Annotated in this window: 12 protein-coding genes; 8 read left to right on the top strand and 4 right to left on the bottom strand. The window is 63.8% G+C overall.

The genetic code is table 11. The features are described 5' to 3' along the window. Positions 1-130: 130 nt before the first annotated feature. Together ACF8FG_RS19150 and ACF8FG_RS19155 are read left to right on the top strand one after the other, a co-directional pair. The gene (locus ACF8FG_RS19150; protein WP_318080668.1) at positions 131-1708 is read left to right on the top strand and encodes an ATP-binding cassette domain-containing protein; all 1578 of its coding nucleotides are present in this window, start codon (positions 131-133) and stop codon (positions 1706-1708) included. Positions 1709-1844: 136 nt separating this feature from the next. Next, entirely contained in the window at positions 1845-2864 is a 1020-nt protein-coding gene (locus ACF8FG_RS19155; RefSeq protein ID WP_014590758.1) for a branched-chain amino acid aminotransferase, read from the top strand. A 231-nt stretch (positions 2865-3095) separates the two neighbouring features. Here ACF8FG_RS19155 and ACF8FG_RS19160 read toward each other — a convergent pair whose 3' ends face one another. After that, positions 3096-3524 (bottom strand): multidrug/biocide efflux PACE transporter, encoded by a 429-nt coding sequence (locus ACF8FG_RS19160; RefSeq protein WP_019436996.1) that lies wholly within the window; start codon positions 3522-3524, stop codon positions 3096-3098. A 92-nt stretch (positions 3525-3616) separates the two neighbouring features. On the opposite strand from ACF8FG_RS19160, the gene ACF8FG_RS19165 reads away from it, so the two are divergent. From ACF8FG_RS19165 to ACF8FG_RS19180, 4 genes are all read left to right on the top strand, one after another. Next, entirely contained in the window at positions 3617-4471 is an 855-nt protein-coding gene (locus tag ACF8FG_RS19165; protein ID WP_019436995.1) for a LysR family transcriptional regulator, read from the top strand. 155 nt (positions 4472-4626) lie between these two features. Beyond that, a complete protein-coding gene (locus ACF8FG_RS19170; RefSeq protein WP_070383965.1) occupies positions 4627-6372 on the top strand; it encodes a hydantoinase B/oxoprolinase family protein in 1746 nt (581 codons plus the stop codon). A 13-nt stretch (positions 6373-6385) separates the two neighbouring features. Continuing rightward, positions 6386-8470 (top strand): hydantoinase/oxoprolinase family protein, encoded by a 2085-nt coding sequence (locus ACF8FG_RS19175; RefSeq protein ID WP_119713547.1) that lies wholly within the window; start codon positions 6386-6388, stop codon positions 8468-8470. A gap of 148 nt (positions 8471-8618) precedes the next feature. After that, entirely contained in the window at positions 8619-9575 is a 957-nt protein-coding gene (locus ACF8FG_RS19180; RefSeq protein ID WP_014590753.1) for a helix-turn-helix domain-containing protein, read from the top strand. Between the two features lie 60 nt (positions 9576-9635). Here ACF8FG_RS19180 and ACF8FG_RS19185 read toward each other — a convergent pair whose 3' ends face one another. Together ACF8FG_RS19185 and ACF8FG_RS19190 are read right to left on the bottom strand one after the other, a co-directional pair. Continuing rightward, positions 9636-10529, bottom strand: coding sequence for a DUF2950 domain-containing protein (locus tag ACF8FG_RS19185; RefSeq protein ID WP_119713546.1), 894 nt, complete (start codon positions 10527-10529; stop codon positions 9636-9638). After that, positions 10526-11986 carry a DUF3300 domain-containing protein gene (locus tag ACF8FG_RS19190; RefSeq protein ID WP_019436990.1) on the bottom strand — a complete coding sequence of 487 codons (1461 nt, stop codon included), beginning with the start codon at positions 11984-11986 and terminating at the stop codon, positions 10526-10528. The genes ACF8FG_RS19185 and ACF8FG_RS19190 overlap by 4 nt, the downstream gene beginning before the upstream one ends. A gap of 243 nt (positions 11987-12229) precedes the next feature. Between ACF8FG_RS19190 and ACF8FG_RS19195 the strand changes: the two genes are divergently transcribed. Next, positions 12230-12481, top strand: a complete 252-nt coding sequence (locus ACF8FG_RS19195; RefSeq protein WP_014590750.1) for a hypothetical protein — start codon at positions 12230-12232, stop codon at positions 12479-12481. A gap of 81 nt (positions 12482-12562) precedes the next feature. Beyond that, the gene (locus tag ACF8FG_RS19200; RefSeq protein ID WP_070383967.1) at positions 12563-13282 is read left to right on the top strand and encodes a TorF family putative porin; all 720 of its coding nucleotides are present in this window, start codon (positions 12563-12565) and stop codon (positions 13280-13282) included. Here ACF8FG_RS19200 and ACF8FG_RS19205 read toward each other — a convergent pair. Then, positions 13279-14151: a DMT family transporter gene (locus tag ACF8FG_RS19205; RefSeq protein ID WP_134697680.1), complete on the bottom strand. Its 873-nt coding sequence runs from the start codon at positions 14149-14151 to the stop codon at positions 13279-13281. The two genes, ACF8FG_RS19200 and ACF8FG_RS19205, sit on opposite strands and share 4 nt — an antisense overlap. Between the last annotated feature and the right edge of the window lie 21 nt (positions 14152-14172).

The raw sequence follows: 14172 nt of genomic DNA on the forward strand, positions 1-14172 counted from the left end.
CCGTTAGGCTACGCATTCTCTAAATTACGAGGTGTTCGTCCAATGCGCCATTGATGCCGCCGTCCGTTCGACGGCCAGTCTTCAGCCTCCGGTTCGTTCCGGAGATGTCGCGGCATTTGTGGAGTTGTGCATGACGAACACGTCGATTCTGACGCTGGACAGCGTCTCCTTGGCCTTGCCTGATGGCAGGCCGCTGTTTAGCAACCTCAACGAAACCTTCGACCAACGCCGCACCGGCCTGGTCGGGCGCAATGGCGTGGGCAAAATCCTGCTAGGGCAGATTCTTGCCGGCCGGCGTGAACCGAGCAGCGGCCATTGTCGGCGCCGCGGGCCTGTCCATTTGCTGGACCAGCAAGTCATCGCGCGCAGCGCCACGCTGGCCGACCTGGCCCAAGTGGGGCCGGTGATTGCGGCGCTGGAGCGCATCGAGCAAGGCAGCATCAAACCCCAGGATTTCGACACCGTTGGTGAGCGCTGGGATATGCGCGAGCAATTGCAGCTGCAGCTTCAGGGCCACGGGCTGGGTCAACTCGACTGGCGCCAGCCCGCACGAACCCTGAGCGGTGGCCAAGCCATGCGCGTGGCGCTGATTGGCGCGTGGCTCAGCGATGCCGATTACCTGATCCTCGACGAGCCAAGCAATCACCTGGACAGCAACGCCCGAGCCCAGTTGCTGAGCATGATCGAAGAATGGGACCGTGGCTTGCTGGTGATTAGCCACGACCGCAGCCTGCTGGCGCACATGGCACGCATTGTCGAATTATCCAGCCTGGGCTTGCAGGCCTACGGTGGCAACTACAGCCTCTATAGTGCGCAAAAAGCCAACCGAACGGCGCAGGCGCAGCAGCAACTTGCCCGGCTGAAGCAGGAGCAGCAACGCCAGGCCCGTGAACTGCAGCGCCAACGCGAAGACCTGGAGCGCCATCAGGCCCGGGCCGGGCGCCAAGCCAAGCACGCCAACCAGGCCAAGATTCTGGTCGACCGCAAGCAGGAGCGCAGCCAGGCCACTGCTGGCAAGCAGTGCCGCGACCATCGCGATGCTCGGCAAACGCTACTGGGCAAAGTGCGTGACGCCGCCCGCGAGGTGGAGCAAGACAGCGCCATTACCTTGCACGCGCCCGCACCTCAGCGCCATCCGGGCCGTGAAGTGTTGGCCTTGCAGGCACTTTGCTTGCCCCATGGCACCCGCAAAGCGCTTGACCTGCGCTTGTGCCTGGGCCAGCGCGTAGGGCTGATCGGCGCCAATGGCAGTGGCAAGTCCACCCTGCTCAGGCTGCTGAATGGGGAATTGCCGGCATCGCCCGACAATGTGCACCTCAGTGGTGAGACCGCCCTGCTCGACCAGCACTGCAGCACACTGGCAGGCAACCGCAGCGTGCTCGAACACCTACGCCAAGCCAACCCGACGCTGGCCCAGGGGAAATTGCGCAGCCGCCTGGCGCAACTGGGCCTGGATGCGGCCCGTATCGAACTGCCCAGTCGCCTGCTTAGCGGCGGCGAGCGTATGAAGGCGGCGCTGGCCGCCGTGCTGTACCGCGAACGGCCGCTCGATCTGTTGCTGCTGGACGAACCCGGCAACCACCTGGACCTGCCATCGCTGACAGCCCTGGAACGTATGCTCGGGCAGTTTCGCGGGGCGCTGATAGTGGCGTCCCATGATGCAGTATTGCTGGAAAACCTGGCGCTGGATGAGTACTTGCTGTTGTAGAAACCGAAAAAAAAGCATCGCAGCCTATCAATTCGTGACTGGCCGTTCCCGATCCGCGTGGGATGTATTAAGGTGGCATGGTGCGCATACAACAGCAGCCCGAGCGATCGGGCACTTGCAAGACAATGAGGGTGTCATGAGCAACGAAAGCATTAATTGGGACAAGCTGGGTTTCGACTATATCAAGACTGACAAACGCTACCTGTCCGTATGGCGCAATGGCGAGTGGGACAAGGGCACCCTGACTGAAGACAACGTACTGCACATCAGTGAAGGCTCCACGGCCTTGCACTATGGCCAGCAGTGCTTCGAAGGCCTGAAGGCCTACCGTTGCAAGGACGGCTCGATCAACCTGTTCCGCCCGGACCAGAACGCCGCCCGCATGCAGCGCAGCTGCGCACGCCTGCTGATGCCGCACGTGCCGACCGATGTGTTCATCGAAGCGTGCAAGCAAGTGGTCAAGGCCAACGAAAAGTTCGTACCACCGCACGGCAAAGGCGCCCTGTACCTGCGCCCGTTCGTGATCGGCACCGGCGACAACATTGGCGTGCGCACCGCCCCCGAGTTCATCTTCTCGGTGTTCGCCATCCCGGTTGGTTCGTACTTCAAGGGCGGCATGAAGCCGCACAACTTCCAGATTTCCAGCTTCGACCGTGCTGCCCCACAGGGCACCGGCGCGGCCAAGGTCGGCGGCAACTACGCTGCCAGCCTGCAGCCGGGCGCTGAAGCGAAGAAGGCCAACTTCGCCGACGCCATCTACCTCGACCCGCTGACCCACACCAAGATCGAGGAAGTCGGTTCGGCCAACTTCTTCGGCATCACCGCCAACAACGAGTTCGTCACCCCGAAATCGGCCTCGGTACTGCCAGGCATCACCCGCCTGTCGCTGATGGAACTGGCGCAATCACGCCTGGGCCTGACCGTGATCGAAGGCGACGTCGAAATCAGCAAGCTGGACCGCTTCATCGAAGCCGGCGCTTGCGGTACTGCTGCGGTGATCACCCCGATCGGCGGTATCGAGTACAACGGCAAGCTGCACGTGTTCCACGACCTGGAAAAGGTTGGCCCGGTTACCCAGAAGCTCTACAACGAGCTGACCGGCATCCAGAGCGGCGATGTTGAAGCACCGGCAGGCTGGATCGTCAAGGTCGACTGAGGCGCATCAGATGTATGAAAACGGGGCATGCCAGCGATGGCATGCCCCGTTTTTCATGGGTTTACGCGGCCACCTTGAGGTGCGGGTTTACCCCGACGGCAACGGTGAACGGCGTGTAGAGATTGGCCAGCAGGCCCGGCCCTTTCGCGGGTAAACCCGCTCCTACGACGGCCTGTGCCCAACCCCGACCTGTGCCCACCCCCGATCAATGAACCGCGCCGGGTGGCCGAATCATGCCAGGCGCCGCTGCACCAGCAGGTGCCGGGCTTTGTCGAACGCCCAGTTGTACAGCACCGTGTAGGGCAGGATGATCACGAAGAAGCCCAGCTCCACCATGAACGCCTGCAGCAGCGAAATCTCCAGCATCCAAGCCGCCACCGGCAGGCACCACACCACCAGGCCGGCTTCGAAGCCAAGACCGTGCACGAAACGCGTACTGGCCTTCCAGTTGATGCGTTCGGTTTGCACCCAGCGATCGACCAGTGCGTTGTAGACCATGTTCCACAGCATGGCGATCACCGACAGGGTCACCGCCAGCGCGCCCGCCGTTGCCAACGACTTGCCCATGATCCAGGACAGCAGCGGCGCACACAGCAGTACCGCAAAAACTTCATAGCCAACGGCGTGGACCAGGCGTTCGGTGAAAGACACGTTTTTCATTGCAAATTCCATCCATTGCGGGAGTCGTACTTCCCATTTTCTTTGATAGAACTGATACTCGCGACATAGCTACCATCGGTTTTATCAATACTATGCGTTACTCTCCCGAAGCTCTGGTCGCCTTTACTGAAGCCGCCTCGCTAGGTTCGTTTTCTGCGGCGGCGCGCAAGCTGCACAAAAGCCAGTCCACTGTCAGCATCGCCATCGCCAATTTCGAGGCCGATATCGGCTGCCAGCTGTTTGACCGCAGTGGCCGACACCCCACGCTCAATGAGGCGGGCAGGCAGGTGCTGAGCCATGTCGAAGCAATTCTCGACGCCAGCGCCCAGCTCGATGCGCTGGCAGTGCGACTGGCGCAAAATGTCGAGGCGCTGGTATCTGTGGTGATGTCGGACAGCTACAGCGTAACGTTCCAGGGGGCGGTGATGACTCGTTTCGCCCAGCACTACCCTCATACCGAGCTACGCTGCGGCCCGGCGGAGGACGCTGATGTGATCGAGATGATCCAACAGGGCCTGGCCCATGTCGGCATCCTTGCCACACAGCCCGGCTACCCCGCCGACGTGGCCGTGGCGCGCTTGCCGGAGCAGGCAGAGTTCGGCGTGTATGTCGCCAGCGAGCATCCGCTGGCGAGCCTGGCGCAGGTAAAGGCGCAGCACCTGGAGAACGCACGACAGCTGTATATCAAGACCTATGCCCCCAGCCTGCACCATGGCCGTGGCCAAGCGTGGTCGGCACCGGATTACCTGACCCTGCTTGAGTTCGCCGTGCGCGGGTTTGGCTGGGCCGAGCTGCCCAGGGCGCTGGTAAAACGGTTTGGCAACGAGCTGGTGGAGTTGCAGATAGCGGGCTACCCCCGGCGGGTGGATATGGATGTGGCCTGGTCGAGCCGACGTGCCTTGGGGCCGGCCGGGCAATGGCTGGTGCGACAGATGTTGGGCCAATAGTTGTGTCGCCTGCCCGAACTTGAAGTGCGCCCAGACACAACAACCGGTACACCCAGCGACAAGCCTTCCCCCCACCCCGCCCCTTAGCCTGTCACCACGCGCCGCCCCGCTGCGGCACGCACCCAAAAAAGCACAAGAACAAACGTTGGTGACCTATGCAGACAGTAGATCCGATCACCCTTGCGGTTGTCCGGGGTGCGCTGGAGACAGCGCAACGCGAAATGACCCTGACCCTGGAAAAGACCGGGCGCTCCAGTGTGTTCAACCTGGCCCACGACTATTCCAACTCGCTGTTCGACCACTTGCCGGAAATGATCCTGCAGGGCCAGGACATTCCCATCCACCTGGGCTCGCTGATCCCGGCCATGAAGTGCGTGGCCGAGTTCTTCGGCGACGACATCGCCGAAGGCGACGTGATCTACCACAACGACCCCGCCTACAAGGGCAGCCATATTCTCGACTGCTGCATGTACAAGCCGGTGTACTACCAGGGCGAACTGGTGTTCTGGACCGTGTGCAAGGGCCACCTGACCGACATCGGCGGCCCTGTACCCGCCGGTTACAACCCCGACGCCAAGGAAATCTACGCCGAAGGGCTGCGCATTCCACCGGTCAAGCTGTGGGAAAAGGGCAAGCGCCGCGAAGACGTGATCAACTTCATGCTCACCAACATGCGCGCCCGCCCCTATCAGGAAGGCGACCTTAATGCCCAGTACGGCGCCTGCAAGGTCGGCGAGCGGCACTTGCTGGAGCTGCTGGACAAGTACGGCGTGGCCCAAGTGCGTGCCTGCATTGCCGAGCTGAAGAACATGGCCGACCGACACATGCGGGCGCTGTTGCGCGATGTGCCGGACGGTGACTACAGCGGCACCGCCGTTCTTGAAGATGCCGGCCACGGCCTGGGTGAACTGGCCATCACCGCCCATGTGCGGATCCGTGGCGACCAGGCCCATGTACGCATCGAAAGCCCGCCGCAGGTGCCGTACTTCATCAATTCCTATGAGGGCAACTCGGTATCCGGGGTATACCTGGGGCTGATGATGTTCGCCCAGGTGGCGCCGCCTTACAACGAAGGCCTGTATCGCTGCGTAACGGTCGATGTCGGCCCCAGGGGCACGCTGTGCAATGCCGAGGAACCCGCGCCCCACGTCAATTGCACCACCACGCCGATGGAAACCCTCGCCGATGCCGTGCGCACGGCGCTGGAACAGGCCTCGCCACAGCGGGTAACGGCCTCCTGGGGGCACACCAGCGGCATCAACATCGCCGGCCACGACCCGCGCAACGGCAACAGCGAGTACGTGACGATGGTGCTGGCCTCGATCATTTCCGGTGCCGGTGCCAACCAGGTGATGGATGGCTGGCACGCCTGCGGCCCGCTGTGCTGCTTCGGAGCGCTGATGAGCGGTGACATCGAGCTGCTCGAACACGCTTATCCGGTGCTGATCCACCGCTACAGTCTGATGGCCGACAGTGGTGGCGCCGGTGAGTTGCGCGGAGGTTCGGGCACCCGCCTGGAGATCGAACCGCTGGACCACGCCATGACCGTAGTCGGCTTCGGCGAGGGCCGCCAGTTGCCCACCGCCGGTGCCGCCGGGGCTCGCAATGCCCTGCTTGAGCCCAAACTGGGCCGGCTGATCCATCGCCACGCCGATGGCCGCGAAGACCACTACACGCAGAACCCCATGCTCACCCTGCAGCCCGGCGAACGCATCATCAACATCAACCCCGGTGGTGGTGGCTACGGCGACCCGCTGCGCCGCCCGGTCGCAGCAGTACTGGAGGACGTGCGCAACGGCCTGGTCTCGCCACAAGGCGCAGCCCTGGAATATGGCGTGGTCCTCGATGCCGATGGCCAACTGGACGAAACAGCCACCCGCCTTGCCCGCGCCCCGCGCTAACCGGAGAACCATCATGCGTAACCAATATCGCCTGGGCATAGACGCTGGCGGCACTTTCACCGATTTCATCCTGGCCGACCGCGACGGCGGCGTGCAGCTGTTCAAGGCTCCCTCCACGCCGCAGGATGGCACCCTGGCCATTCGCGCCGGCCTGGCACAGATCGCTGACGCCACCGGGCGCAGCCCGGCCGAACTCATCGCCAACTGTGACCTGTGCATCAATGGCACCACCGTGGCCCTCAACGCGCTGATCGAACGCACCGGGGTCAAGGTAGGCCTGCTGTGCACCGAGGGGCACGAGGACAGCCTGGAAATCCGCCTGGGCCACAAGGAAGAAGGCCACCGCTACGACGCCCATTACCCGCCGGCACACATGCTTGCCCCACGCCACCTGCGCCGCCCGATCGGTGGCCGAATCCTTGGCGATGGCCGGGAGCACAGCCCGCTGGACGAAGCCGCCATCCATGCCGCCATCGACTACTTCCGTGCCGAAGGCGTGCAGGCCGTGGCCATTTCCTTCCTGTGGGCGGTACGCAACCCCAGCCACGAACAGCGGGCCGCCGAGCTGGTACGGGCTGCCCTGCCCGAGGTGTTCGTCTGCACCGGCTGCGAGGTGTTCCCGCAGATTCGCGAATACACCCGCACCTCCACCACCGTGGTCAACGCCTACCTCAGCCCGGTAATGGCACGTTACGTGGCGCGCATCGACAGCCTGTTCCAGGAACTTGGCGCACAGCAGCCGGTACGCTACTTCCAGTCCAACGGCGGGCTGGCGCCCGGGCACCTGATGCGTGAGCGCGCCGTCAACGCGATCAACTCCGGTCCGGCCTCAGCGCCACAAGCCGGGTTGGCAGTAGCGAGGCCGTTCGGTATCGACAACGTCATTACCGTGGACATGGGCGGCACCTCGTTCGACATCACCCTGACCAACGCCGGACGCACCAACTTCAGCAAGGACGTGGACTTCCTGCGCCAGCGCATCGGCGTGCCGATGATCCAGGTGGAGACCCTGGGTGCCGGCGGTGGCTCCATCGCCCACCTGGACGAATTTGGCATGCTCCAGGTCGGACCGCGCAGCGCCGGCGCCATGCCTGGGCCGGTGTGCTACGGCAAGGGTGGCCACGAACCCACGGTCACCGACGCCAACCTGGCACTTGGCTACCTGCCCGACGGCGCACTGCTGGGCGGCAGTATCCGCCTGAACCGCCAGGCCGCGCTGGACGCCATCCAGAGCAATATCGCCGAACCGTTGGGCATCAGTGTGGAACGCGCGGCATTTGGCATCACCACTCTGGTCAACCTGAACATGGTCAACGGCATCCGCCGCGTATCGATCGAGCGCGGTCACGACCCGCGTGACTTCGCCCTGATCGGCGCGGGCGGTGCGGCGGGCATGCACGTGGTGCGCCTGGCCGAAGAAATCGGCATGCACACCGTGCTGATCCCCAAGGTGGCCTCGGGCTTGTGTGCGTTCGGCCAGATCCTGTCCGACGTGCGCTACGACCAGCTCACCAGCCTGTCGATGCGCCTGGACGCCGGGCACGTGGACCTGGCGCAACTCAACCACACCCTTGCCGAGCTGCGTCAGCAAGGCCTGGCCAACCTGCGCGAAGACGGCTTTGGCGACCAGGCCAGCAGCTGCCACTACACCTTGGAGATGCGCTACCTGGGGCAAGTTCACGAATGCAGTGTGGACCTGCAGCAGCACAGCCTGGACGAGGCAGGCCTTGCCGCGCTGATCAGCCGCTTCCACAGCCGCCACCAGACGCTGTACTCGTACAGCGAACCCGACAGCCCGGTGGAGCTGGTGAACCTGGAGTGCTCGGTGATCGGCCACCTGCCACGCCCGCCGCAACCCGAGCTGCTGGGGCCGGCCGAGCCCCCCGCCCCCACCGCGCAATCCGTCCGCCCGATGCTGTTCAGTGCCGACGGTGAATGGCAGCCCACACCGGTGTTCAACGGTAACCACCTGTTGCCAGGGCAGACCGTGCATGGCCCCTGTGTGATCGAGGAAGACACCACCAACATTGTCCTGCCACCCGGCTGGCAGGCTCGCCTGGAGCCTTCGGCCACCTACCGGGTGACACGCGGGGGTTGATCTTGCGGTCGGCGCGCGCCGATCATGGGCCTGATAACCGCCCGGCAGTTTTGCGCTGCCGGGCGGTTCGTACAATAACAAGAGCTGCTTGAGTAGCTTGCCTGCAGTTCCTTTTTTCAATGCTGCCCTCTTTGAAAAAGGACCCACCATGCCCACAGAACTCTCGACCCACGGCTGGCCACAACCGGAACGCCAGGCACGCTGGGCCGAAGCCATCAGTGACACCTATTTCCCCTTGAGCCTTGAATTTGCTGCCGGACAGCCGTTCGATGGCCACCTGCAGCGCTGGAGTACGCCGAGCACGCCACTGAGCCTGTCGCGCTTGCGGTCCAGCCAGCTGGGTTACTCGCGCAGCAAAGCGCATATCGGCCAGGACCATGAAGCGTTCTACCTGGTGACCGTGCCGCATGGCAGCGAAGTGCACTTCGAACAGGACGGCCACCAGATCAGTTGCAGCCCGGGCGGTTTCATCGTCGAGCGCGGCGATGCACCCTACCGCTTCCACTACGGCACGCAGAACGACTTGTGGGTGCTCAAGCTGCCCGAGCGTGCGCTCAAAGCCAACCTGCTGGGGCACAAGCGCTATACCCGGCATTGCTTCGATGCCCGTCAGGGCCTGGGGCGCATCTTCGTCGAGCAACTCGACCTGTGTGCCCGCCATTTCGACACCAGCCCCGCGGCAGCCCGGCATTTACTGCTGGAACAGGCTTCTGCCACCCTGCTGCTGGCCTTGCAACAGGATGAGCGCGTGCTGGGCAGCGAAGGCAGCAACCTCAGCACCCTGCACCTGACGCGGGTCGAGCAGTACGTGCAGCAAAACCTGGGTGACCCCGAACTGTCGCCACAAACCATCGCCAGCGCCTGTGGGCTGTCACTGCGTTATCTGCACAAGCTGTTCGCGATCACGCCCTACACCCTTAACGAGTGGGTACGCCTTCAACGCCTGGAGGCCGTGCACCGGCAACTGCGCGACCCGCATTGCCACCTGGCCATCGGCGAACTGGCATTTCGCTGGGGTTTTGCCGACCAGGCGCAATTCACCCGCGCGTTTCGCCAGCAGTATGGGTGCACGGCGAGCGAAGTGCGGGCTACGCGTACGCACTGATAAAAGCAACGGAAACGTGCCCGCTTCCACAGGGACCGCAGCTGCGTTGGCTGTGCGGGCTCAATCCCCCGCCGCCACATCCACCACTTTCCAGCTGTCATCCGGGTCGAAGCGTTTCATCTCCTTCGCCAGCCTGTCGCCATTCGGCCCGAGGTCTTTTTCGAACACTTGGCCGTCATGGCTGATCATGAAGCTCATCACCCCGGTGTCGTCGTATTTGGCCGGCCAGGCGACCATGGCGAAGCCACGGCTCATCTGGTTACCGATCAGGTAGCTGTAGGCACCGCCCGGGGCGGACGGGCCCTGTGCATCCAGGATGCGGAAGTGGTAGCCATACCAGGCGTCACCGACCACATCCTGGCCGAACAGCGGGCCCAACGGGCTGACGTCACCGTCGCCATCGTCATCCCAATACAGCCCGTCATGCTTGCCCGGCGCGCTGAAAATCTTCTGTGCGTACTCCAGCGCACCATTGCCGTTATGGTCCTGGGTGGCGTAGTCCATTTGCGCATCGTGATAGGCCAGCAGCGACTGCAGAACACCCAGCTCGTTGCGCCCGATACGACGGGCGCGGATTTCGGCACTGCCCGCCTTGAGGTCGAAGCGCCAGCCCTGGCTGGTTCTGGTCAGCGGTATGGGCAAGGTCCAGTGACCGGTGCCCACCGCCAGGATGGCCTTGCCCTCGCCTGACATGTCGATGCTGTGCTGTGCGCGATACTGCTCGAGGAAGGTATCCACATCGCTGCGTTGCACACCACCGCGCGGTATGTAGGTGCGCCAGTCATCGCCCAGCAACTGGGCCAGGCGGGCTTCATCAGGTTTTTCCTGGCCCAGCGCCGCGACAAAGGCTTCCACGGCCTTCTCCGGCGTTGAGAAGGCTTGCTGGGCAGCGGCCATGAACGACCAGGCCAGACCTGCCGTCAGCAGCAATGCAGCGAGTGTTGGGCGCTTCATCGACGGCCTCCTGCGCCGCGACGTGCGGGCGCACTGGGCCGGGAGATCGGGTGCCCGGCGGCACGCGACGCACCAGGCCGCTGAGCGAACGACTGGCTGGTACGGCCGCGGTTGGCCTGCGCGCTGGTGCGCGACGGTGAGCGCACGCCGTCGAAAGCATTGTTGCGGGCACGGCCTGCCGTATTGGCAGGACGGCTCTGCGCCGGCTGCCGCGCCTGGCCGTCGCCCTGCCGGCGTTGATTGGCCAGGTTGCCGTTCTGCTGGCGGCCTTGGTCATTGCGGGTTTCCTGCCGACGGTCAGTAGCCCGCGCGCCATCATCACGGGACGGCATGCGGTTGCCGCCAGGATTGCCTGCCTTGACCTCGCGCATTTGTTCGCGGGCCTGACGGTTACTGGTAGCCGGCCGTTCGATACCTGCGCGGTCCATCGATGCCCTGGCTTTGTCTCGGGCCTGGGCCCGTTGGGCGTCGTCGCCACGGAACGCGGTGCGCTGAGTCGCACCGTCCAGCTGGCGGCCATACTGCTGACGGCTGCGAGAATCGCGGTATGGCACCCCGTCCCGGTTGGCGGCATTGTGCTGCCATTTGTTCTGGTTGTTGGTGATGCGGTTGTTGACGTTGAGGTTGTTGTAGCGGTTGACGTCAATGTCGATGTCATTGTTGTCCCAGTCGCAATCGCCCCACAACGAGGCAACGATCGCCACGCCGGTACCGAAGGCCAGGCCGGCCACCAGCGCGGAACCGGGGTAGTACATGGGCGGCGGCGGATAATACACCGGCGGCGAGGCCGGGTAGGCCCAGGTGCCATAGGTGGTGGTCGGGTTATAGCTGGGCACATACACCACTTGCGGGTCGGCCGGTTCGATGACGATGGTGGTGGGCGGGCTGCTGGCCGCTGCCCCTTGGGTGCTACTGCCGCTGGCGGCTGGCGCAGGTGCGGTCTGCACGGTTACGTTCTGGTACTGGCTGCTCTGCAGATTGCCGGCGGCCTGCGCCTGGTGGCGCAAACGCTGCACGCTGCCCATGACATCATCGGGCTGGGCGAGGAAAGCATCGCCCAGGCGCTGCACCCAGACCGGGTCCTGGCCAAGTGTTGCCAGCACCTGCGGGAAGGCCACCAGTGCCTGTACGCTAGGGTCCCAAGGCTGCTTGGCCACTTGCCTGACTGCATCGTCGCCGGTGGCCTTGGGGTTGGCCTTGGACCAGGTCACGGCTTCATTGACCTGCCCCGGGTAGGTTGACGCCATCAGCACCTGAGCCAGCAACTGATCAGGGTACAAGGCAATGGGGGCCAGCATCTGGTCCAGTTGCTCCTGGGAGAACACCGGGTCCTTGGCCACGGGCGTGGCAGCGGATGGCGCCGGATCCGGCGCGGGCACGTCTTCGGCCAGCACCAGGCCCGGAGCAGCGCTCAGGCAAAGCAGTGCCGACAGGACAGCAAACAATGGCATGCGCATCGCTTATCCCCACAAGGTCAGACCGCGTGGGTTAAGGGTAGCAATGGCGGTGCCGTTGACCAGACGAGGGGACGCAAACTTTTCGCGCTTCAACGGTGGGATGGTTGATGCGTTTGAGTCTAGGTGGGCTTCGCCGGAACCGTCGATAGTCACTATCGAGCAGGGCAATTTCTACCGAGCACTGTGGCCGCATAACCTAGCGCCATCCCCACGCTACCTCCTAGACCGCCCTGGAGCTAACCGATGAATACCTTGGCCCGCCAGCTGTCCGCCACCCTTGTCGTTTTTGCCATCGCCGTGATCAGCGGCTGTGCCAGCCACCCTGAACTGCGCCCGTACACCGCAGAAGAAACCCGCCAGTTGCAACTGGAAGCCTTACAGCGCCGCGGCCTGTCGCTGGACAATTACGAGCAGCAACGGCGGGTGATCCTGCGTGCCGACAAGCTGCCTGTAGTGACCGAGACCGCCGACGCTGAACGTTCGACCAAAGGCTGAACGGGCTAGCCGGCGGTTCCCTCCCTCCACTTGCGCAGGTATTCTCTACCGCTCAACCGCAAGCCTTCCAGGACGGAGACCATGATCAGGCCCCTTCTGTTGCTGAGTGCTGCACTGCTTTTCAGCCCCGTGTTACCAGCCCAGCAGATGAAACGCCAGCTGGGCGATTTCGACTTCACACTCGGCACCACTCCCTCGCGCAGCATGGCGCAAGGGCTTATCTCCCCCAGCGCCGTCGGCGCGTTCCATGGCGGGCTCGACCTCAGCCACCCCAGTGGTTGGTACCTGGGCCAGTACGCCCCAAGCATGGGCGTCACCCCCAACTCGACCCTGCGCCTGGACAGCTACCTGGGCTACAAGCACCATTTCGACAGCAGCCTGGGCTACGAGGTAGGGTTGATCCATTACAGTCAGCCCAATATCGCAGGCCCCGACAGCTACGCCCTGTATGGGGGGATTTCGGTGCTGGGCAGCCGCCTCGGCGGGGCGCTGCGCGACAACCCCGACAACCGCACGGGCACGCTGTTCGCCGACTTCGGCCATCTGCCGATGTTCGACGTCGACTTTACCGTCAAGCTCGCCCACCACCGCCTGGGCACGCCGTTCACCATTGGCGATGGCAGCCAGGTGAATACCTTTTCCGATTGGTCACTGGAGCTGTCGCGGCCCTGGCTGGGCATCGACCTGAACCTGATCTACAGCAACTCCAGCCTGAGTGGCGCGAGCTGCGATGCCTATGCGGGCATCAATACCTATTGCGACAGCGTGGTCACACTCAAGGCCCAGCGCAGCTTTTTTTAACGGCGCGGCGCCAACGCCAGGGCAATACCGCCCAACACCACCACACAGGCGATCAACAAACGCAACGACACCGACTCGCCGATCAGGGCAACCCCGCCCAGTGCAGCAATCACTGGCACGCTGAGCTGCAGGGTCGCCGCCTGTTGCGCACTGATCTGCCTGACCACGCCATACCAAACGGCATAGCCTGCGCCAGAAGCCAGCACACCGGAACCCAAGGCATACAACAAGCCAAGTGGCGTGAAGTGCGGGTCGGCCCCCAGCAACAGCATCGGTAGCAGCAGCACCAGGCACGGCAAGCTACGGGCAAAATTGCCGGCAGTGTCGGCCAGCGGCCTGGGCGAGCCTTTGCCCAGTAGCGTATATACCCCCCAGGCCACACCGGACAGGGCCATCAGCAAGGCACTGGCCAACGGCGGCGCGGAAACGCCGGGCAACAGCAGCACCAGCAGGCCGGCAAAGGCAATCAGCATACCCAGCAGCATGCGTACAGTGATGTGTTCGCCCCTGTACCACGCGAAGCCGAACATGGTGATCTGCACGGCACCGAACAGCAACAACGCCCCCACCCCTGCCCCCAGTTGCAGGTACGCCGCAGAAAACAGGAACGCGTACAGGAACAGGGCCAGACCGCCCCACCAACTGCCGCCCATGGTATGCACCGGCCTGCGCAGGCGAATCAGCAACAGCAGAAACAGCGCACCACTGGCCAGGCGTACCACGGTGAAGGACACCGGGTCGATCGCCCCGTCCTTCAGCGCCAGCCGGCAGAACACCGAGTTGGCGGCAAACGCCACCAGGCTGAACAGAGCAGGCCAAAGCCAGGCCCTGGTCTTGCGGTCGGTAAGCGTGGTCGTGCCTGAACTCATGGTGTGGTCACCTCTGAGTGG

This window comes from Pseudomonas sp. YQ_6, assembly GCF_043103245.1.
Classification (GTDB): Bacteria; Pseudomonadota; Gammaproteobacteria; order Pseudomonadales; family Pseudomonadaceae; genus Aquipseudomonas; species Aquipseudomonas alloputida.

Excerpts from the sequence above, each read along its gene's own strand:
- ACF8FG_RS19150 (WP_318080668.1), top strand. The coding sequence starts at position 131 with ATGACGAACACGTCGATTCTGACGCTGGACAGCGTCTCCTTGGCCTTG.
- ACF8FG_RS19155 (WP_014590758.1), top strand. The coding sequence starts at position 1,845 with ATGAGCAACGAAAGCATTAATTGGGACAAGCTGGGTTTCGACTATATC.
- ACF8FG_RS19160 (WP_019436996.1), bottom strand. The coding sequence starts at position 3,524 with ATGAAAAACGTGTCTTTCACCGAACGCCTGGTCCACGCCGTTGGCTAT.
- ACF8FG_RS19165 (WP_019436995.1), top strand. The coding sequence starts at position 3,617 with ATGCGTTACTCTCCCGAAGCTCTGGTCGCCTTTACTGAAGCCGCCTCG.
- ACF8FG_RS19170 (WP_070383965.1), top strand. The coding sequence starts at position 4,627 with ATGCAGACAGTAGATCCGATCACCCTTGCGGTTGTCCGGGGTGCGCTG.
- ACF8FG_RS19175 (WP_119713547.1), top strand. The coding sequence starts at position 6,386 with ATGCGTAACCAATATCGCCTGGGCATAGACGCTGGCGGCACTTTCACC.
- ACF8FG_RS19180 (WP_014590753.1), top strand. The coding sequence starts at position 8,619 with ATGCCCACAGAACTCTCGACCCACGGCTGGCCACAACCGGAACGCCAG.
- ACF8FG_RS19185 (WP_119713546.1), bottom strand. The coding sequence starts at position 10,529 with ATGAAGCGCCCAACACTCGCTGCATTGCTGCTGACGGCAGGTCTGGCC.
- ACF8FG_RS19190 (WP_019436990.1), bottom strand. The coding sequence starts at position 11,986 with ATGCGCATGCCATTGTTTGCTGTCCTGTCGGCACTGCTTTGCCTGAGC.
- ACF8FG_RS19195 (WP_014590750.1), top strand. The coding sequence starts at position 12,230 with ATGAATACCTTGGCCCGCCAGCTGTCCGCCACCCTTGTCGTTTTTGCC.
- ACF8FG_RS19200 (WP_070383967.1), top strand. The coding sequence starts at position 12,563 with ATGATCAGGCCCCTTCTGTTGCTGAGTGCTGCACTGCTTTTCAGCCCC.
- ACF8FG_RS19205 (WP_134697680.1), bottom strand. The coding sequence starts at position 14,151 with ATGAGTTCAGGCACGACCACGCTTACCGACCGCAAGACCAGGGCCTGG.